Raw genomic sequence first — 18161 nt, 5'->3', positions numbered from 1 at the left:
TGCTAGGTTCCTGCGTTAGCGGTCGGAGTCAGTGCCGGGTTGCTGCTTTCGGTGTTAGCGTTCTGCCTGAGTCGGATATTCTCTTTAGCACTATTAGCCACTGCGCGTGGCGGCGCGTCATTTCTTGGTCCTTAGCGACAAAGAAACGAAGCAAAGAAAACGCTTTCAAACCACGCTACCCTAAGTGTCCACAGCGTGCAGTTTTCATTCATTGGTGCCCCAAAAGCACGGTGCTCGCCAGAGCGACGGATGTTTGAACCCCTCCTTCTCGCGAATCCTGACATAGACACGCTTCGCCACCAGTGCTCTCGGGCAAGCACTATTAGTGCTAAAGAGAATATCCGACTCAGGCAGACCACTAACACCGAAAGCAGCAACCCGGCATTAACTCCGACCGCTAACCCCAGAACCTGCCCCCCGACCACCCCAAAACCGTCCACCGGTGCGAACGCTCAATAAACCGCTGACTCGGTCACAATCGCCCCGAGGGGCAAATCAAATTCCCCCCTTGGCAAGGCATCGCACTTCGCGGATTCAAAAGCTACCCCAATGGTCGCCGGCGCCCGGCCCCTCGGCCAATCAGCCAACGTCCGGTCGTAATACCCGCCGCCATATCCCAGCCGATATCGATCGGCATCGAAACCCACACACGGTATGACGAGCAAGTCCGGCACAACCACGCGCTCCTGCGCCGGCACAGGAATGCCATACCGCCCCTTCTTCATCGTTGCGCTCGGCTGCCACGCATGAAAAACCAGCGGCGCCCTCGGCGCAATCACCACCGGCAATGCCGCCCTGCGCGATGCATCCAGCGCCAGCCAGACAGTCAGCACATCACGTGCATCGAACTCTCCGGCCACCGGCCAATAAAAACCGATGCACGACGCCTCCGGATATCGTGCGACCGCTTCCATCAAACGCCGCGCCAACGCTTCGCCACGTGCGCCCTGATCGGCCCGAGCGCCTTGCGCCTCGCGGGTTGCAAGCAGGTTTGCACGCAGCGTGCTTTTGGTTTCCAGCAGAGGGTTGCGTGCTATGCTTTGCATCACTTCGCGCTCCAGAAATAACGATGTCAAAACGTCTCAAACGAGTATATCTCGCCGTCGCAACCGCGCTCGCTGCGATCACGCTGATCGGATGCTCTACCGCCTCCGCCGTGCGCCCGACAGCCGACTATTCGCTCTCGCCCGACGACCGCATTTTCATTCAATTGCGCGAAGCCGCGCGCTCGAATGACGCCGGCCGTGCCATGCAACTCGCCGCGCAAATTCCGAATTATCCGGCGCCGGGTTATATCGATTACTTCACCATCAAGCCGCAACTCTTCGACTCGCAAGGCCACGCGCGCGTCGACGCACCGGACGAGCCAGTCCTCGCGTTCCTGCAGCGCTACGACGGCCAGGCTATCGCCGACCGCATGCGCAACGACTATCTGACCGTGCTCGGCGCTCGCCACGACTGGCGCAATTTCCTCGATCAATACCCGCGCTTCGTACTGAACGACGACACGCAAGTGAAATGCTACGCGCTCGAAGCACGGGCGTCGCGCGGAGAAAATGTGTCGGACGCCGCGCGCGCTCTGCTCGTCGATCCCAAATGGTATGGCGATGGGTGCGTCGACCTGATCAACGCACTGGCCGTCTCGCAGCAATTCACCGCCGACGACGTCTGGCAGCAAATCCGCCTCGCCTACGAACAAAACTATACGAACACCGGCAGCAAGATCGCTGACGCGCTCGGCCAGCAACGCCCGGATCAAAGCGTCTTCGACACCGCCGCCAGCACCCCGCCGCTGTATCTCGCACGCGGCGTAGGTCGCGACACGTCGTCGCATCAACTGGCGCTCGTGGCCATCACGCGCATGGCGCGCAACGATCCGGCCATGGCCGCAGCATCGTTCAGTTCGGTCGCGCCGGCGCTGACGCCGTCGGAACGCGCTGTCGGCTGGGGCACGATTGCGTATCAGGCCGCAGTGAAACGCATGCCGAGTGCAGTCGACTGGTATCGGCTCTCGGTGAATGCGCCGCTGTCGAATCCCGCCTATGAATGGCGCACGCGCAGCGCATTGCTCGCCAGCGACTGGACCATGGTGCGCTGGTCGATCGAACAAATGCCGCCCACGCTGCGCAACCAGCCCGCGTGGATCTACTGGCACGCGCGCGCACTGAAGCAAGCGGGTGACACCGCCACGGCCAACCAGGAATTCACGGGCATCGCGGATCAGTTCAACTTCTACGGCCAGTTGGCGTCGGAAGAACTCGGCCAGAAGATCACGGTGCCCCCGCGCACGGAAGTTAGCGACGCTGAAATCGCCCAGGCCGCGACGGTGCCGGGTTTTGCGCTGTCGCAGAAGTTCTACGCCATGAACCTCCGGCTCGAAGGCAACCGCGAATGGAACTGGCCGCTGCGTACCATGACGGATCGCCAATTGATCGCGGCCGCGCAGTACGCAAAGCGGATCGAGTTGTTCGACCGCGCGGTGAACACGGCGGACAAAACCAAGACCGAACACGATTTCTCGTTGCGCTATCTGTCGCCGTATCGTGATGTGGTCGAGCGTGAGTCGAAGAACACCGGACTTGATGTCGAATGGGCATATGGCCTGATTCGCCAGGAATCCCGTTTCATCATCAACGCGAAGTCGGAAGTGGGCGCGGGTGGCCTCATGCAGTTGATGCCTGGCACCGCGCAACTCGTGGCAAAGAAAATCGGCATGGGACCCGTATCGCGTGAACAGATGAATGACCTCGACACCAACATCCTGCTCGGCACGAATTATCTGGCCATGGTCTACAACCAGTTCGACGATTCCGCCGTTCTCGCCACCGCCGGTTACAACGCGGGCCCGGGACGCCCGACGCAGTGGCGTTCCACGCTGAGCGCGCCGGTAGAGGGCGCGATTTTTGCTGAAACCATTCCGTTTACCGAAACCCGCGATTACGTCAAGAACGTGCTTTCGAACACCGTGTACTACGCGGCGCTGTTCGAAGGCCGTCCGCAATCGCTGAAAGCGCGGCTTGGATATATCGCGCCGTAAGCGGCCTGCAACAAGACTCGCCGCGCGTTTCGCTTTTCCGGTCGATACGGTTAGTCGAAAGTCATGCGCGGCGCCGCCGCCCTGACGTTTTCGCGGACCGCCACTTACAGAGGCGAACATGCGACATCAAACCATTGCGTTGATCGGCGGATCGGGGTTTATCGGCAGTCATCTGGTGAACGCGCTTGTCGAGCTTGGCAAGAACGTGCGCATTGCCACGCGGCGTCGCGAGAATGCGGCGCATCTGACGCTGCTGCCGGTAGATGTGATCGAAACCAATGTGTACGATCCCGTCCAGCTAGCCGCCTTCGTCTCCCAAGCCGACGCAGTGATCAACCTGGTCGGCATTCTGCAAGGCAAGCGCGGTGACCCCTACGGTCCGCAATTTGCGAAGGCGCACGTCGAGTTGCCGAGCAAGATCGTGGCCGCGTGTCAAGCGAAGGGCGTGCGGCGTTTGATCCACATGAGCGCGCTGGGCGCGGATCCGAAGGGGCCGAGCATGTATTTGCGCTCGAAAGGCGATGGCGAAAAGGCCGTGCGCGAATCGAATCTGGCGACCACGATCTTTCGTCCATCGGTGGTGTTCGGTCCCGAAGACAACTTCCTGAATCAGTTTGCGTTTCTCGAGCGGATCTTTCCGGTGATTCCGCTGGCCTGTTCGCAGGCCAGGATCCAGCCGATTTTTGTCGGTGACGTTGCGAAGGCATTCGCGAACGTGCTCGATCTCGATGCCGCTAGCGGCCGCGTTTATGAGCTCGCCGGACCGACGGTGTACACGCTGGAAGAGCTGGTCAGGTTCAGCGGAGCGGCGATCGGCAAGCATGCGAGGATCATCCGTTTGCCCGACATGCTCGGCCGCCTCCAGGCAATGTCGCTTGAACTCGCGCCCGGTGAACCCATGATGTCGCGCGATAATCTCGATTCGATGAAAACGCCTGCGGTGGCAAGCGGGCCGATGGCGCCAGAACTCGGTATTGAAGAACCGGCCAGCATGGAAGCCATTGCGCCGATGTACCTCACGGGATCGTCGTCGCGTTCGCGCTTCAATACGTTTCGCGCGTCTGCCGGGCGTTGAATGGTGTGTTCCTCAAGCCGTGCCTTAACCTTAGATATTTGCGATGAAACTCGTTATTGGTGACAAGAATGTGTCGTCGTGGTCCATGCGGCCGTGGCTCGTGCTCAAGCACTTCGGCATTCCTTTCGAGGAAGACATGATCCGCCTTGGGCGGCCGGATTCCTCCGCGAATATCCTCGCGCATTCGCCGTCGGGGAAAGTGCCTTGCCTCGTGACCGATGCCGGCGACGCCGTATGGGAATCGGTCGCGATCATGGAGACGCTGGCTGAGCTCTTCCCGCAACACGCCATGTGGCCGCGCGATGCCGCCGCGCGGGCGCACGCCCGCAGCATCAGCGCGGAGATGCACGCGGGTTTTGCTGATCTGCGCGAGCAAATGTCGATGAATATCCAGCGCCAGGCGTTTGGCCAGGAACTCACGGCAGGTACGTTGGCGAACGTGAAACGGATCGACCTGATCTGGCGCACTTGCCTCGACACGCACGGTGGCCCGTTCTTGTTCGGCAAGCAGTTTGGTATTGCCGATGCGATGTTCGCGCCGGTCGTCATGCGCTTCAATTCCTATGCGCCCAAGCTGAGCGAAACGGCGCTCGCTTACGCTGCCAGCATTACGGCACTGCCTGACGTCGCCGAGTGGATTGAAGGCGCACGGAACGAGCGATGAACATCTACGCCGTGGGCGGCGCGATCCGCGATGACATGCTCGGCCTGCCGGTTCAGGACCGCGATTACGTCGTGGTTGGCGCTACGCCCGAGCAGATGACGGCGCAGGGTTATAAACCGGTGGGCAAGGATTTCCCCGTGTTTTTGCATCCGCAAACGCACGAGGAATATGCGCTCGCGCGAACCGAGCGCAAGACATCGGCGGGATATCACGGCTTTCAGTTTTTCTACGCGCCCGACGTCACGCTGGAAGAAGATCTCGCGCGCCGCGATCTGACCGTGAACGCAATGGCGCGCGAAGTGCGCCCGGACGGCGAACTGACAGGACCGGTCATCGATCCGTTCAATGGCCGCGCTGATCTGCAAGCGCGTGTGTTCCGGCATGTAGGTGATGCGTTCATCGAAGATCCGGTGCGGATTCTGCGCATCGCGCGGTTTGCGGCGCGCTTCGCGGATTTCACCATCGCTGACGAAACGCTCGCGCTGATGAAACGCATGGTCGCGGATGGCGAAGTCGATGCGCTCGTGCCCGAGCGTGTATGGCAGGAAGTGTCGCGTGGCTTGATGGAGAAGACGCCATCGAGGATGTTCGAGGTGCTGCGCGAATGCGGCGCGCTCGTGCGGATTCTTCCAGAGGTGGATTCGTTATGGGGCGTGCCGCAGCGCGCCGACTATCATCCGGAAGTCGATACCGGCGTGCACGTGATGATGGTCCTGGATTATGCGGCGGCGCACGCCTACGCGTTGCCGGTGCGCTTCGCCGCGCTGACTCACGATCTCGGCAAGGCGACCACGCCCGACGATATCCTGCCGCGCCACAAGGGTCATGAAGGGCGCAGTGTCGATCTGCTGAAGCCGTTGTGCGAGCGCTTGCGCGTGCCGAACGAATGTCGCGATCTCGCGCTGCTGGTGGCGCGTGAGCACGGCAATATTCATCGGGTGATGGAGTTTGGGGCGGCGGCGCTGGTGCGTTTGTTTGAACGTTGCGACGCGCTGCGCAAGCCCGCGCGGTTTGCTGAAGCGCTTCAGGCCTGTGTCTCCGATGCCCGCGGCCGGCTCGGTCTGAGCCAGCAACCGTATCCGCAGGCCGAGCGCCTGCGCAACGCGTTGGTGGCGGCGCGTTCGGTCGATGCCGGCGCCGTCGCGCAGCAGTACGCGAACGAGCCGGGCAAGATCAAGGACGCAGTTCACGCAGCGCGCGTGGCGGCGGTGGACGCAGTGCTTTAGCTTTGAATCAAAGCGCCCGCGCCAGCAACGACAGAACGAGCGACAGCAGAATGGTCGACATGAACGGAAACGGATATTCCCGTCCGAACAGGCGCAGCGTGAAATCGCCGGGTAACTTGCCGACGCCGAGTTTTTTCATCCACGGCAAACAGGCCGAGAGAATCGACAACGCAATGAACGTGGTGAGTACCCAGCGGATCATGATTTCATAAGGTATGTGAGCGGTCGCCGGACGAGAACGCGGCCAGCGTGTCGTCGATACCGCGGGAGAACGCGATCACCTTGAATAACTCGCCCATTTCCGCCTCCGATAACAACTTCTGAACCGCATTCGCCGCGGGCAGAAAGCGGCGGACGTCGGTGGGATCGAGATCGGCTAGTGCATCGGTGATGCCGGCGTTCATCAGGAAACGCGCCTGCGACGTAAAGCCGAGGAGGTCTGCGCCCGCGTCCGTGCCGGCTTCCGCGATCCCCGAAAACTCCACGTGCGCCGTGATGTCCTGCAGCCCGGGATACAAAAATGGATCGCCGTGCGACCTGTGCCGGTAATGGCACATGAGCGTGCCTTGCGCGCGCTGGGCGTGATAAAACTCGCGCCGCGGGAAACCGTAATCGATGAAAAACGCCGCGCCACGCGTGAGCATCGTGCAAATGGTGCGCGTGAAAGCCAGCGCCGCTTCGTGCGTTTCGCTCAGGTATTCGATGAACGGCTCGTCGTTGACTTCATCGATGGTCGCGTCGATTTCGGCCAGCAGCGGATCGTCCAGCGCGGCTAGCAAGGGTTTGTCGTCGAACGTGAAACGGTTGTTCGTCCACGACACGCCGCGCTCATGCCACACATCCAGTTTGCGCACGACGAGGCGCACGGGCATGGCATCGAGCACTTCGTTGCCGATCACCACGCCTTCGAAATGCGCCGGCAAAGCACTAAGCCATCGCACCTTCGATGCCAGTTCGGGGGCATCGGCTTCAATTGTCGCCCGCTGGCGTTCCTGTAATTCCCCCGATAAATCCACGATCGCGTAGTGATCGAAGGGAACGTCCAGCGCTTTCAACGCGTTCAGCAGACCGGCGGCGAGCTTGCCCGTGCCGGCGCCGAATTCCATCAGATTGCGCGTACCGCTGTCGCGTAAGGCTTGAGCGACGGGTCGCGCGAGCGTGGCCGAGAACAACGGCGACATTTCCGGCGCGGTGACAAAATCGCTGCCGTCGTCGCCGCGTTTGCCGAATTTCATCGAGCCGCCGGTGTAATAGCCGAGGCCCGGCGCATAAAGTGCCAGTTCCATATACCGGCTGAAGGGCAGCCAGCCGCCCGCCGACGCGATTTCCGCGCGAATGCGTGCCGTCAGCGCCTCGGACTGCGCGAGCGCGTCAGGGCCGGGAACAGGTAAACTGTCGGATTCGAGAGCTTTTGGATTCATTCCGGCATTGTAAATGAGCGTTTCTTCGACCACTTCTCCAGATTCTTCCGTGCCGAAAGCCCGCGTGGTGCTGATCACCGGCGCGGCGAAGCGCATCGGCCGCGGGCTCGCGCTCGGTTTCGCCTCCCGCGGATGGGACGTCGCCGTACATTTTGGCGGTTCTGAGGGCCAGGCGCAGGAAGTCGTCCAATCGATACGCGCCCTCGGCCGCCGCGCGGTCGCACTGCACGCGGATCTCGGCGTGGAAAGCGACGTGGCGCGGCTGGTGCCCGCGTGTATCGACGCGTTGGGTGGTCTGCATTGCGTCGTGAACAACGCGTCGAGTTTTGTCGAAGATACGGCGCGCGAGTTCAGCTACCCGCGCCTGCTCGAGATGATGGCGATCAACGTTGGTGCGCCGTTGGCGTTGGCGCGTGCGCTGTACGACGCCACGCCCGATTCCGCCACCGACGATGAAACTCAACGCCGCTGCGTCATCAACGTGCTCGATCAGAAGTTGTACAACATGAATCCCGATTATCTGTCGTACACGCTGACCAAGGCTGCGCTGGAAAACGCAACCGTCGCGCTCGCTCAGGCGCTTGCGCCGAAGTTGCGCGTGGTCGGACTTGCGCCGGGACTCACGCTACCCTCCGCCGACATGACGCAGGCCGAGTTCGAGGCTGCACACAAGGTAACGCCGTTGGGCCGGGCTTCGCGGGTGGAGGATGTTGTCGCGGCGGCTTGTTATCTCGCCGACGCGGCGGGCGTGACGGGCACGACGCTAGTGGTGGATGGCGGGCAGCATCTCGTGCCGTCGCCGCGCGACATCATGTTTTTGACCGCGGGCCGCGCTCCGGGCGGGGGCGCTTAGTTGTCAATCTTAGTAAGTTAATCTGAATCACCAGGACACGACCATGCTTGCCGCACTTTCGCATCCCCGGCTCGCCGATTGCCGGCGGCTTTTTCTGCGCAATTACGAAGTGCGCATCAACATTGGCGTGCACGATTTCGAAAAGCAGGGCGAGCAGCGCGTGGTGATCAACGTGGAATTGTTCGTGCCGCTGGCGTTATCGACGCCGACTGAAGACAAGCTGCGCGAAGTCGTCGATTACGATTTCATGCGCTCGACCATTGCCGAGCGCGTGGGCAAAGGGCATATCCACTTGCAGGAAACACTCTGCGATGACGTCGCCGCCGCGCTGCTGGAACATCCGAATGTGCGGGCGGTGGTGGTGTCCACGGAAAAGCCGGACGTTTATCCCGACTGCGATGCCGTGGGCGTCGAAGTCTTTCGCATCAAAGAGGTGACAGCATGAGTTCGCTAACGGAAACGGAAGCGCCGGCGGTTCAGGAGACGGCATCCGTCCCGACAATGCGCGAGCCGCTGACGCGCCGCGAGCAGAAGCAGGCCTACGAGAACAACAAGTTGTTCAAGCGGCTGGCGCGCCAGGTGGGCGAGGCCGTCACCGATTACAACATGATCGAAGACGGCGACAAGGTCATGGTCTGCTTGTCCGGCGGCAAGGATTCGTACGCGATGCTCGAACTCCTGATGCGGTTGCGCGAGCGCGCGCCGATCAACTTCGACATCGTGGCCGTGAATCTCGACCAGAAACAGCCGGGGTTTCCTGACCATGTGCTGCCTGAGTATTTGAGCAAGCTGGATATCCCGTTTCATATCGAGAATCAGGATACGTACAGCATCGTCAAGCGGCTGGTGCCGGAAGGCAAGACGACGTGTTCGCTGTGTTCGAGATTGCGGCGCGGGATTTTGTATCGCGTGGCCGGTGAGCTTGGGGCGACAAAAATTGCGCTCGGCCATCATCGCGACGACATCCTGCAGACCTTGCTGCTGAATATGTTCTACGGCGGCAAGCTGAAGGGCATGCCCCCCAAGCTTCAATCCGACGACGGCAAGAACATCGTGATCCGGCCGTTGGCTTATGCGAAGGAAAAGGATCTGGAGAAATTCGCCGAGTTGCGCGAGTTCCCGATCATCCCGTGCAACCTGTGCGGCAGCCAGCCGAACCTGAAGCGCGCGGAAATGAAGGCGCTGATTCGCGATTGGGAAAAGCGCTTTCCGGGCCGCGTGGAGAACATGTTCAACGCGCTGGGGCACGTAGTGCCGTCGCATTTGATGGATCACGGGCTGTTTCCGTTCTCCGGATTGCGAGCGACGGGCGTGGCGGACCCGGCGGGGGATATCGCGTTCGATGAAGACCCGTGTTCGACCGAAACGCCGTCGCAGACCATCTCGATTGTTCAGTTCGACGATATTTGACGCCGGGCGAGAAGCCCGCAGAATCGTTGCTCAGCAAGGCCGCGCCGCGTTTTGCCGTCCACCCGCGCATGCTATATTGGCGGCTCCAAACACTTCAACGAAGCTGACGCCATGAACATTGTTATTTTGGCGGCAGGCACGGGCAAGCGCATGCGTTCCGCCTTGCCGAAAGTCCTTCATCCCCTGGCTGGCCGGCCGCTCCTCTCCCATGTGCTCGACGTTGCGCGTGCGCTCAAGCCCACACGGCTTGTTGTCGTGATCGGACATGGGGCGCAACAGGTTCAGAAGGCAGTCGGCGCACCTGATGTCCAGTTCGCCGTGCAGGATCAGCAACTGGGCACCGGCCACGCGGTTCAGCAAGCGCTGCCGCTGCTCGACCTTTCCGTGCCTACGCTCATTCTTTACGGCGATGTGCCGCTCACCCGTGTCAGCACGTTGCAACGCCTGGTCGACGCAGCCTCCGGCGGCCGCTACGGCGTCCTCACGGTCACGCTGGACAATCCGACCGGGTACGGCCGCATCGTGCGCGATCCGACGGGTGCCGTGCAGTGCATTGTCGAGCAGAAAGACGCCAATGCCGGGCAGTTGACGATTGCCGAGATCAATACCGGCATTGTCATTACACCGACAGCGCAGCTCGGAGAATGGCTGGCATCGCTTAAAAACGACAACGTGCAGGGCGAGTTTTATCTCACCGATGTCGTCGAGCGTGCGCTCGAAGCCGGCATTGAAGTGGTCACGTCGCAACCAGACGAAGAGTGGGAAACACTGGGCGTGAACAGCAAGCAGCAACTCGCCGAACTCGAACGGATCCATCAAGGCAATGTTGCCGAGGCGCTACTGGCTGCGGGCGTCACGCTGCTGGACCCCGCGCGCATTGATGTGCGCGGTACGCTGACCTGCGGACGCGATGTGTCTATCGATGTGAATTGCGTCTTTGAAGGCGATGTGACGCTGGCGGATAACGTGACGATCGGCCCGAATTGCGTGATTCGCAATGCGTCTATTGGCACGGGTACGCGCATTGATGCGTTCACGCACATTGAAGGCGGTACGACCGGCGCGAACGTCGTGCTCGGACCGTATGCGCGCTTGCGGCCGGGCGCGGTGCTCGGCGACGAAGCGCACGTGGGCAACTTCGTCGAAGTGAAAAACGCGGTGTTCGGGCGGGGGTCGAAGGCGAACCATTTGAGCTATATCGGCGACGCGGATATTGGGGCGCGAGTGAATATCGGCGCGGGCACGATCACGTGTAATTACGACGGCGCGAACAAATTCCGCACCGTGATCGAGGACGACGTGTTCGTCGGCTCCGATACCCAACTGGTTGCGCCGGTGCGCGTGGGGCGCGGTGCGTCTATCGCGGCCGGGACGACCGTTTGGAAGGACGTCGCGGAAGACCAGCTCGTGCTGAACGAAAAAACTCAGATCAGTAAGAGCGGTTACGTACGGCCGACAAAAAAGAAAGCTTGAACAATAAAGACGGCTCTGCAATTTGCTTGAGCGCGCGCCTTGGTGGCGAGCGCCGGGCGTTTTCAAGCGATTCAAAAAACAATCTGTAAAGGACGACGCCATGTGCGGAATTGTCGGCGCGGTTGCGCAACGTAACATCGTATCGGTGCTGGTCGAAGGACTTCGGCGGCTTGAATATCGCGGCTACGATTCCTGCGGCGTGGCCGTGATTGCCGATGGCGAACCGAAGCGCGCGCGCAGCGTCGCGCGCGTGGCCGATCTCGCCGATCAGGTCCGCGATACGCATCTGGAAGGCGCAACGGGCATTGCGCATACGCGCTGGGCGACCCACGGCGCGCCCGTCACCGACAACGCGCATCCCATCTTTTCGCGCAACGAACTGGCGCTTGTGCATAACGGGATCATCGAGAACTATGAGACCTTGCGGACCATGCTGCGCGGGAAGGGTTACGAGTTTGTCTCGCAGACCGATACCGAAGTCATCGCGCATTTGATCCACAGCATGTATCGCGGCGATCTGTTCCAGACCGTGCGAGACGCCGTGAAGGAGTTGCATGGCGCGTACGCCATTGCTGTGATCCACAAGAATCAGCCGCATACGGTTGTGGGCGCGCGGCAGGGATCTCCGCTGGTGGTGGGAGTGGGCGATGGCGAGAATTTCCTCGCCTCCGATGCGCTCGCGCTTGCCGGCAGCACCGATCGTTTCGCGTTCCTCGATGAAGGTGATGTGGTCGAGATCACGCTGGACGGCGTGAAGATTGTCGATCGCGACGGAATGCCCGCTGAGCGCGAAGTGCGCGTGGTCGCGGCGTATGGCGGCGCGGTTGAGCTTGGGCCGTATCGGCATTTCATGCAGAAGGAAATCTTCGAGCAGCCGCGCGCGATCACCGACACCATTCCTCAAACCGATCGATTCGCAGCCGAGTTGTTCGGGGCGGATGCGGCTGAAGTTTTCGCCGATATCGATAGTGTGCTTATTCTGGCGTGCGGAACGAGTTCGTATGCGGGGATGACGGCGAAGTACTGGCTTGAATCGGTCGCGAAGATTCCGACGCAAGTGGAGATTGCGAGTGAGTACCGGTATCGCGAATCGGTGCCGAATCCACGGGCTTTGGTTGTCGTGATTTCGCAGTCAGGTGAGACTGCCGATACGCTGGCCGCGTTGAAGCATGCGCAGGGGCTTGGGCATAAACACACGCTGGCGGTTTGCAATGTCGCTTCTAGCGCGATGGTCCGGTTGACGAAGCTCGCGTTTCTGACGCATGCGGGGACTGAGATTGGCGTGGCTTCGACTAAGGCGTTTACGACGCAGTTGGTTGGGATGTTTGTGTTGGCCGTGACGCTCGGGGCGCTGCGCGGACATGTGAGTGAGAAGCAGGAAACGGATTATTTGACGCAGTTGCGGCATTTGCCGGCGGCGCTGAATAGCGTGCTGGCGCTGGAGCCGCAGATTATCGCGTGGTCGGAAGAGTTTTCACGCAAGGAGAATGCGCTGTTCCTCGGACGTGGACTGCATTATCCGATCGCACTTGAAGGCGCTTTGAAGCTTAAAGAGATTTCTTATATTCATGCGGAAGCTTATCCGGCCGGGGAGTTGAAGCACGGGCCGCTGGCGCTGGTGACTGAGGCTATGCCGGTGGTGACGGTGGCGCCTAATGATGCGTTGCTGGAGAAGCTGAAGTCGAATATGCAAGAGGTCAGGGCGCGAGGGGGCGAGTTGTATGTTTTCGCGGATTCCGATACCCGGATTGTTAGCGAGGACGGGATTCACGTTATAAGGATGCCTGAGCATTATGGGCTGCTGTCGCCCATTCTTCATGTTGTGCCGCTGCAGTTGCTGGCTTATCACACGGCTTGTGCGAGGGGGACGGATGTGGATAAGCCAAGGAATTTGGCGAAGAGCGTGACGGTGGAGTGAGGGGCTTTGCTTGGAGAGATTAAAGCGCGTCGCTTCGTCGGCTTTAGCGTGACTGACGAGCTACGGACATTAAGGCGCTGATGGCGCAGCGATTTTTTGTTTTAAACATCCATGCAGACTGGTTGGCACGGCTCTTTGAGAGTCATCGAGAGTCACAATTTCTTGAACGTTAGCGTAGTCAGGTTTTGGCTCCTGCCAAAAAAGGGACGAGACGGTTTAGATATGAACTAATCCGAGTGGCCGGAACTGGGCCTTTGCGGAAGTTCGATAAGTCGTAAGCGCTTGCTCCCGTGGCCGCTTACGGGGCGCCCCCAAGGGGCGCCCGTCGGCCCAAAAGCCAAATGTGGCATCCCACCAACAAAGCCGCTAGTCATTTTGAGTTCAAAGACGGAGAGTTCCCCTAGTGCATGACGAGGGCGAAGGTAACTCCGAATGTATGAGCTCTACCGCTTTCCGCCGAAGGGCTCTGCTTCAATAGCGCACCGCATATCCCATCAGACTTTGATAACGTTCGGATTCCCAAACCACGCCACAGCTTGCACTAGCGAGGCGGGCGTGGGATTGCGGAAGTAGACCGCCAAGCATTCTCTTGTACGCGTGCAGCAGACATAGAATAACTTCTGTGTCCGCTGCCTAACGGTGTCGGTGCCACCGCCTTCGTCGACCGAGCGGCGGAACGTGGCCAACCGGAGCCGACAGATGATCTTCCTGCGCCGCTTCCCGCCAGTTTCGGTAAATGAAAGCGGACGTCCATACGCCTCCGATTCCAGTAGGCGACGAACGGCCGCTTAGGCCGAGGAAGAGTCATCGACAATTGCTCGGATGTCAGTTGCTCGACGTCGCATCCTCCAACGGGGCGCTTCGTTGTTGCGTGTCCAGTTCTCTTTGCTGCTTCAGGTGCGGCGGCGAAGAGGTGTGCTCAAGGAACGTGTGGCCAGGACCGTATATCGAGTTCGAGACGGAATCAGCTTCGTTTGGTGCGACCGGATTACCCTGCTCATCAGAAGAAACTGTTTCGACCTCCACAACCGGAATGCACCATGCTGCGTTCGCACGAGAAGTGCGTTTCCCATTCTCGTTGAAGCAACGAAAAGTGAAGCTATCGGGTAGGTCGGATGCTTTCCAAAATTCCGTGGAACCGTCCCAATCGTATTTGGCTGTGATCGTGCCGGGGTGGGGCCGCTGCGGATCTTGAGCACCAGTTGGAACACGCTCGGTCATATTCGTTGCTCCAGCAATAGACTCGCATGCGTAACCGAGTGCTAAAAAACCAATGGCGCGCATTATTAAGGTGATGATATTCATTTCGACGCCTTACCGAAATAGACACAAAAGGGGCGGAAAGCGTTCGTGTACTTCCTTCTCGCATCGGCTTCCGCCGCTCGACCAATACAAACTGGCGTTCTTCAAGAACTCGTCTGCATTGGCATGTAGGAAACCATCGATACCGTCTCCATGATTTATGCCCCTCGCGACGATGACGCGTGACTTCTATACAAAGGCATGCCTTAAGGTAGCTTGGGTACGCTGAATCAACTGACGTCGGTTGAATCAACTACTGGCCAGCACAGAGATCCATTGAATGAAGCGCTATAGCATCCGGCAGATTTTCGCTGGGAATGAGACTGAATGCGCGCCAATCCGCTTCATCCACGTACACAACTCCATCCTTGCAGAGCATCTGCGCCTGCCTTGGCCGCTTTTCACATTGTGCCGTGCCAACTAGGCAGCGCTGCCATTGGGGAATTGTTCGCATCGGCTTCACTGGACCAAAGTCACTGCCGGTATATGCTTGTACCGCACGGGTCGTAATGGTCATGTGCAGGAAATCCAGACTTGGTTTAACCGGTCGTGCTGCTTCCGCTTCCACATAGCGTCCATGCAGTTTCCAAACGTAGAGACCCCCTGCCGGAAGCAACATAAGCGCGCTCAATGCAGTGCTAACCGCTGCCACTAACCAGACCGTAAGGTGGCGCTTTCGTGTTGCAAGATGGCCAATCAAGACAAATCCAAAGAGGCCGCCTGCCGTGGAAAGAAAAATTACTCCGAACGCCCGGGTTTCACAGTCGTATCCGCACTTCGGGACAAACGCGAGGAGCAAATTTGCAGTGAGCCAACCTGCCACCAGCCCTGCGAAGGCAAAGGACAGGATTGCTAGGAGCCTTTTCACTTCACTTCCCAAAATAAGATCTGTTTGGACTGTCCCAAATCAGAGAACCCAAATCGGCGTCCACCGAAAAACGAAGTCATTCCCAGTCTTCGACCGATCGTTGCAAGCGAGTCCACCGGACCGCTGATTGTCAGGCGTGTTCCATTCCAGAGATCAATATGCCCCCCGCTCGCATCGTCCGATTTTTCTCCATCGCGGGTCCAGTATCGCGAAAAAGCAACGATGCCGGTTCGGCCCTTGATCTTGGATTGCCAGTCTGGTCCCGTGATGTTTTCTGCTAACGCGACCCCTGCGATTGGCCGCAATTGTAGCCACTCTGCCAACTCGTCGGCTCGCGTTGCAGTGGGCTTGCCGTCGAGCAAAATTCGGCCGATGCTCGCCTTGCCCGGAACCGGCCTAATCACCTTCTGCGAGAACGACTTCATCTCGATGGCGACTCGATGAAAAGTCACACTCATGCGAATCGCACATTGATTTCCGTACTGCCCGTTTGGATCATCGTACGGATTACCTGTCGCGTAGTTATCCCAGAGTTCTCGGAAGGTTATTACGTTCAGATGCACGTCCTTGACAGAATTGGGCGTCGAGTTTGTGCTGACCACTGTTTTTCCGTTTGGCATGGTTCAGGCTTCGTCCTGTCTTGCGAGAGCTTGATCGCCCCAGTACACGATGTATTCGTCGGCATCGTCAGTAACGCGGGGTAACTTGCCGCTTGCATCGACTCGCCCGGCGAACGTCCGCCCGTCTACCATTTCGATAAGGAACGGATAGCCGTCGAGCGCGATGCTTGCGGCCGCGCGGACTTGTTCGTCAAACATGTCAGTCGGAAGAGAAGAAGATCCCGCCGTGACTGCAGTGCTCGCGCTGCTCGTAATCACCGAACCCTCGTGTGTATTGACAAATACCCGGGGGTTACTGCCCACGATTACCCTGTTCTTTCCGCACGGACACAGCACCAAGTCGCCGTCAACGACTATGGAACGCGACTTCTGGGAAATTCCCTTGCCGGTGCCGAACATCTTGAATAGGCCCTTGCAATTGCCGCAAGTTGCCTCATCGCCGCTGAGTGCGATTTTTTCCCGCCATCGTGAATCGAAGACGAGTACGCAGTGACAAAGCCGCCGGTTGTCGTAGGGTCGCCGTGCCGTACTGCCGCCTTACGCATTGTTACTACCGCCGTGTGCGGCGCTCTGGGGAGGCGTATTGGCCGCATGTCCAGTGCGCGAACTGAGGGTTACAAAAAGGTACGTTTGTTCATCGCTCTGTCGTTCTGACATGTTTAAGTCTCCTATGTGATGAACACTATCATTCGATTCAGTACCTCCCTAGAGTAACCGCCAAGTCAGAGAATTTTTGTCAAAAATTGCCGCGGAGCTCCACGCGTCGGGCGAATTCAAAAAGACATAGCCGGTCACGAAGGAATACACCCAACGAAAAAGAGCTAGTGCCATAGAGGTTTCGCAAATGCGCGGGTCTGCCTTGAGAATTGCCCGTCGCTGGATTTCTCTAACGTCATATCCGACACGATTCCCGCCGCGCGAAGGCGGATGGACCTTGCCTCGCCGGATTCGCCATACGACTCGCCATGAATCGGCTATCTATTTGTATGCAATAGTTTTTGTTGTCTGAATTTGCCGCATAAATATCCGCCACGGCCGCTGGCAAATCGAAAGATTAATATCACGCTGGTCACCGAGCCTCCTCCCGCTGCCTTCGCAATCGAACCGCGCCTGAAACACCATCGTCAACGGCTCCGGTTTCTTCCAGCATGGGCACACGTACATCGGCCACGCGACCGCTTGTGCGGCAGCACTGGAAGTCCAGCGTGTCATCGCGGACGAGAAGTTGCTGGACAATGTGCACGCAAGAGGCGAGCAGCTCCGTGGCTTGCTCCGCGCGCACTATGCGGAGCATCCGTTCATCGGCGATATCCGTGGCCGGGGCTTGTTTATCGGTGTCGAACTGGTGCAGGACCGTGAATAGAAGAAGCCTTTCGATGCAAGCAAGAAGTTACATTCAGTGATAAAAAACGAAGCGATGAAGCGCGGCCTGATGGTCTATCCGATGGGCGGTACAGTGGACGACGCGGTAGGCGACCACGTGCTTCTGGCGCCGCCGTCCATCACGACGGCCTCACAAATCGATGAAATCGGCGCACGTCTGACCGACGCCATAGAAGGGGCATTGATCGCTATCGGTGCACCGGGCACTCGCTAAGTACCAATCAAACTCTGGACAACCCATGACCAATCGCCTTCCTAATTTCGATATCAGCAACGCCACGGACGAACAAAAGTCCGTTCTTCAAAACATTCTGAGCGGTCCGCGCGGCAATTTGAACGGTCCGTTCCTGGGATGGATTCACAGCCCGGAATTGGCTGACCACGCTCAAAAGCTTGGCGCGTTTTGTCGATACAAGACGGGTTTGTCCCTGCGCTTGTCGGAGCTGGCAATTCTCGTCACCGCCGCGCGTTGGCAGTCGCAAGGAGAGTGGTTCATCCACTATCCCATCGCGTTGGATGCAGGTGTTCCGAAGGCGGTTGCGGATGGCGTTCATCGAGGCGACCGGCCGGAATTCGATGATGCCGACGACGCGCTCATCTATGAATTCGCCACGGAGCTATACGAGACCAGGCGTGTATCGGATAAGACGTTCGCCGCAGCCGTAGCACGCTTCGAGCATGTGGTCGTCATCAATCTGGTCGGATTGCTCGGTTACTACGCGTTGGTCGCAATGACCCTGAACACGTTCGACATGCGCGCCGAAGGGCAGACGACACTACCGTTCCCGGAATAACGCATTCCAACCCGAGGGGCGCTTTGCGACAGCTGTCTGGTTTGCATCGCATTCGGACCCAACGCTCATAAAAAAGGCAGCATCAACCCACCATCCGTATCCATGTCTTATGGTTTT

Annotated in this window: 17 protein-coding genes and 1 pseudogene; 11 read left to right on the top strand and 7 right to left on the bottom strand. The window is 59.1% G+C overall.

Features of this window, described 5'->3' with window-relative positions; all coding sequences use genetic code 11:
* Window positions 1-452: 452 nt before the first annotated feature.
* On the bottom strand, window positions 453-1046 hold the full coding sequence (locus tag BSU04_RS14565; protein ID WP_089161247.1) for a 5-formyltetrahydrofolate cyclo-ligase: 594 nt from the start codon (window positions 1044-1046) through the stop codon (window positions 453-455).
* A 23-nt stretch (window positions 1047-1069) separates the two neighbouring features.
* On the opposite strand from BSU04_RS14565, the gene BSU04_RS14560 reads away from it, so the two are divergent.
* The 4 genes from BSU04_RS14560 to BSU04_RS14545 all read left to right on the top strand — a co-directional run bounded on the left by BSU04_RS14560 (window position 1070) and on the right by BSU04_RS14545 (window position 6002).
* Window positions 1070-3037 carry a lytic transglycosylase domain-containing protein gene (locus tag BSU04_RS14560; protein WP_089161246.1) on the top strand — a complete coding sequence of 656 codons (1968 nt, stop codon included), beginning with the start codon at window positions 1070-1072 and terminating at the stop codon, window positions 3035-3037.
* A gap of 118 nt (window positions 3038-3155) precedes the next feature.
* A complete protein-coding gene (locus BSU04_RS14555; RefSeq protein ID WP_089161245.1) occupies window positions 3156-4112 on the top strand; it encodes a complex I NDUFA9 subunit family protein in 957 nt (318 codons plus the stop codon).
* Between the two features lie 43 nt (window positions 4113-4155).
* Window positions 4156-4776, top strand: a complete 621-nt coding sequence (locus BSU04_RS14550) for a glutathione S-transferase family protein (RefSeq protein ID WP_089161244.1) — start codon at window positions 4156-4158, stop codon at window positions 4774-4776.
* The gene (locus BSU04_RS14545) at window positions 4773-6002 is read left to right on the top strand and encodes a multifunctional CCA addition/repair protein (RefSeq protein ID WP_089161243.1); all 1230 of its coding nucleotides are present in this window, start codon (window positions 4773-4775) and stop codon (window positions 6000-6002) included. The genes BSU04_RS14550 and BSU04_RS14545 overlap by 4 nt, the downstream gene beginning before the upstream one ends.
* 7 nt (window positions 6003-6009) lie before the next feature.
* On the opposite strand, the gene BSU04_RS14540 is transcribed toward BSU04_RS14545, so the two are convergent.
* Both BSU04_RS14540 and BSU04_RS14535 read right to left on the bottom strand, forming a co-directional pair.
* Window positions 6010-6204: a DUF2905 domain-containing protein gene (locus tag BSU04_RS14540; RefSeq protein ID WP_089161242.1), complete on the bottom strand. Its 195-nt coding sequence runs from the start codon at window positions 6202-6204 to the stop codon at window positions 6010-6012.
* Window positions 6205-6208: 4 nt separating this feature from the next.
* Window positions 6209-7423: a class I SAM-dependent methyltransferase gene (locus BSU04_RS14535; protein WP_089161241.1), complete on the bottom strand. Its 1215-nt coding sequence runs from the start codon at window positions 7421-7423 to the stop codon at window positions 6209-6211.
* 13 nt (window positions 7424-7436) lie between these two features.
* Between BSU04_RS14535 and BSU04_RS14530 the strand changes: the two genes are divergently transcribed.
* From BSU04_RS14530 to glmS, 5 genes are all read left to right on the top strand, one after another.
* Window positions 7437-8276: an SDR family oxidoreductase gene (locus BSU04_RS14530; RefSeq protein ID WP_089161240.1), complete on the top strand. Its 840-nt coding sequence runs from the start codon at window positions 7437-7439 to the stop codon at window positions 8274-8276.
* A 43-nt stretch (window positions 8277-8319) separates the two neighbouring features.
* A complete protein-coding gene (locus BSU04_RS14525; protein ID WP_089161239.1) occupies window positions 8320-8721 on the top strand; it encodes a dihydroneopterin aldolase in 402 nt (133 codons plus the stop codon).
* A gap of 56 nt (window positions 8722-8777) precedes the next feature.
* On the top strand, window positions 8778-9686 hold the full coding sequence (ttcA, locus tag BSU04_RS14520; protein WP_089161265.1) for a tRNA 2-thiocytidine(32) synthetase TtcA: 909 nt from the start codon (window positions 8778-8780) through the stop codon (window positions 9684-9686).
* A 111-nt stretch (window positions 9687-9797) separates the two neighbouring features.
* Window positions 9798-11159, top strand: coding sequence for a bifunctional UDP-N-acetylglucosamine diphosphorylase/glucosamine-1-phosphate N-acetyltransferase GlmU (glmU, locus tag BSU04_RS14515; protein WP_089161238.1), 1362 nt, complete (start codon window positions 9798-9800; stop codon window positions 11157-11159).
* A gap of 100 nt (window positions 11160-11259) precedes the next feature.
* Window positions 11260-13077 carry a glutamine--fructose-6-phosphate transaminase (isomerizing) gene (gene glmS / locus BSU04_RS14510; protein WP_089161237.1) on the top strand — a complete coding sequence of 606 codons (1818 nt, stop codon included), beginning with the start codon at window positions 11260-11262 and terminating at the stop codon, window positions 13075-13077.
* 825 nt (window positions 13078-13902) lie between these two features.
* On the opposite strand, the gene BSU04_RS45410 is transcribed toward glmS, so the two are convergent.
* From BSU04_RS45410 to BSU04_RS14495, 4 genes are all read right to left on the bottom strand, one after another.
* Entirely contained in the window at window positions 13903-14382 is a 480-nt protein-coding gene (locus tag BSU04_RS45410; RefSeq protein WP_144021240.1) for a hypothetical protein, read from the bottom strand.
* Window positions 14383-14632: 250 nt separating this feature from the next.
* Window positions 14633-15247, bottom strand: coding sequence for a hypothetical protein (locus BSU04_RS14505; protein ID WP_089161236.1), 615 nt, complete (start codon window positions 15245-15247; stop codon window positions 14633-14635).
* The gene (locus tag BSU04_RS14500) at window positions 15244-15867 is read right to left on the bottom strand and encodes a type VI secretion system amidase effector protein Tae4 (RefSeq protein ID WP_089161235.1); all 624 of its coding nucleotides are present in this window, start codon (window positions 15865-15867) and stop codon (window positions 15244-15246) included. Before BSU04_RS14500 ends, BSU04_RS14505 begins: the two co-directional genes overlap by 4 nt.
* Window positions 15868-15870: 3 nt before the next feature.
* A complete protein-coding gene (locus BSU04_RS14495; RefSeq protein ID WP_089161234.1) occupies window positions 15871-16065 on the bottom strand; it encodes a hypothetical protein in 195 nt (64 codons plus the stop codon).
* A 919-nt stretch (window positions 16066-16984) separates the two neighbouring features.
* On the opposite strand from BSU04_RS14495, the pseudogene BSU04_RS14485 reads away from it, so the two are divergent.
* Both BSU04_RS14485 and BSU04_RS14480 read left to right on the top strand, forming a co-directional pair.
* Window positions 16985-17464 (top strand): annotated as a pseudogene (locus BSU04_RS14485) (aminotransferase class III-fold pyridoxal phosphate-dependent enzyme); the annotation flags it as partial.
* A 25-nt stretch (window positions 17465-17489) separates the two neighbouring features.
* Entirely contained in the window at window positions 17490-18044 is a 555-nt protein-coding gene (locus tag BSU04_RS14480; RefSeq protein WP_089161232.1) for a carboxymuconolactone decarboxylase family protein, read from the top strand.
* Window positions 18045-18161 lie beyond the last annotated feature (117 nt).

Origin of the sequence: Caballeronia sordidicola (assembly GCF_002220365.1) — a bacterium.
Classification (GTDB): Bacteria; Pseudomonadota; Gammaproteobacteria; order Burkholderiales; family Burkholderiaceae; genus Caballeronia; species Caballeronia sordidicola_C.
The sequence above is the reverse complement of the archived record's forward strand: the minus strand, read 5'-3'. Positions and strand labels throughout refer to the sequence as shown.

Bases quoted from the DNA above. Each gene is read 5' to 3' on its own strand.
- BSU04_RS14525 (WP_089161239.1), top strand. From the start codon at position 8,320: ATGCTTGCCGCACTTTCGCATCCCCGGCTCGCCGATTGCCGGCGGCTT.
- glmU (WP_089161238.1), top strand. From the start codon at position 9,798: ATGAACATTGTTATTTTGGCGGCAGGCACGGGCAAGCGCATGCGTTCC.
- BSU04_RS14545 (WP_089161243.1), top strand. From the start codon at position 4,773: ATGAACATCTACGCCGTGGGCGGCGCGATCCGCGATGACATGCTCGGC.
- BSU04_RS45410 (WP_144021240.1), bottom strand. From the start codon at position 14,382: ATGAATATCATCACCTTAATAATGCGCGCCATTGGTTTTTTAGCACTC.
- BSU04_RS14500 (WP_089161235.1), bottom strand. From the start codon at position 15,867: ATGCCAAACGGAAAAACAGTGGTCAGCACAAACTCGACGCCCAATTCT.
- ttcA (WP_089161265.1), top strand. From the start codon at position 8,778: ATGCGCGAGCCGCTGACGCGCCGCGAGCAGAAGCAGGCCTACGAGAAC.
- BSU04_RS14530 (WP_089161240.1), top strand. From the start codon at position 7,437: ATGAGCGTTTCTTCGACCACTTCTCCAGATTCTTCCGTGCCGAAAGCC.
- glmS (WP_089161237.1), top strand. From the start codon at position 11,260: ATGTGCGGAATTGTCGGCGCGGTTGCGCAACGTAACATCGTATCGGTG.
- BSU04_RS14560 (WP_089161246.1), top strand. From the start codon at position 1,070: ATGTCAAAACGTCTCAAACGAGTATATCTCGCCGTCGCAACCGCGCTC.
- BSU04_RS14480 (WP_089161232.1), top strand. From the start codon at position 17,490: ATGACCAATCGCCTTCCTAATTTCGATATCAGCAACGCCACGGACGAA.
- BSU04_RS14550 (WP_089161244.1), top strand. From the start codon at position 4,156: ATGAAACTCGTTATTGGTGACAAGAATGTGTCGTCGTGGTCCATGCGG.
- BSU04_RS14555 (WP_089161245.1), top strand. From the start codon at position 3,156: ATGCGACATCAAACCATTGCGTTGATCGGCGGATCGGGGTTTATCGGC.
- BSU04_RS14540 (WP_089161242.1), bottom strand. From the start codon at position 6,204: ATGATCCGCTGGGTACTCACCACGTTCATTGCGTTGTCGATTCTCTCG.
- BSU04_RS14565 (WP_089161247.1), bottom strand. From the start codon at position 1,046: ATGCAAAGCATAGCACGCAACCCTCTGCTGGAAACCAAAAGCACGCTG.
- BSU04_RS14495 (WP_089161234.1), bottom strand. From the start codon at position 16,065: ATGTTTGACGAACAAGTCCGCGCGGCCGCAAGCATCGCGCTCGACGGC.
- BSU04_RS14535 (WP_089161241.1), bottom strand. From the start codon at position 7,423: ATGAATCCAAAAGCTCTCGAATCCGACAGTTTACCTGTTCCCGGCCCT.